This window comes from Exiguobacterium sp. A1_3_1 (assembly GCF_048985645.1).
Taxonomy (GTDB): domain Bacteria; phylum Bacillota; class Bacilli; order Exiguobacteriales; family Exiguobacteriaceae; genus Exiguobacterium_A; species Exiguobacterium_A indicum.
The window spans coordinates 1-372 of the sequence record NZ_WBYY01000347.1 but is presented as its reverse complement, the minus strand read 5'-3'; the positions used below and the strand labels follow the sequence as shown (position 1 = coordinate 372).

Here is a 372-nt window from a genome sequence, read left to right as displayed (position 1 = left end):
CACCAACCCAGAACAGGTACTCGAAGTCTTCGCCCGCTTTTTTCTTCTCCTTTGCTGTCGGAACGACGAGTTCATCCCGGTTTTTCCGCCAGTTTTCGCGTTCTTTCCGGTTCATCCCCCACGGATTACCTTGACGTTCGATGTTCGCCATCGTCCGTTGCATCTCCGGATCCATCTTGCCTTCCATCATGACGAGGTGACGACGGAGGTCGATGATCTTATCGACATGTTCGTTCATGACTGGACACTGATCTTCACAGTTCCGGCATGTCGTACACGCCCAGATCTCTTCTTCCGTAATGACATTCCCAATCAATGAATCGGGAACAATATCCATCTGTCCGGCTGCTGCCAGTGAAGCGATCTGATTGC

Annotated in this window: 1 pseudogene; it reads right to left on the bottom strand. The window is 51.3% G+C overall.

The window, feature by feature from the left end:
- Positions 1 to 372, bottom strand: a pseudogene (locus tag F8N00_RS18285) (hypothetical protein); the annotation flags it as partial.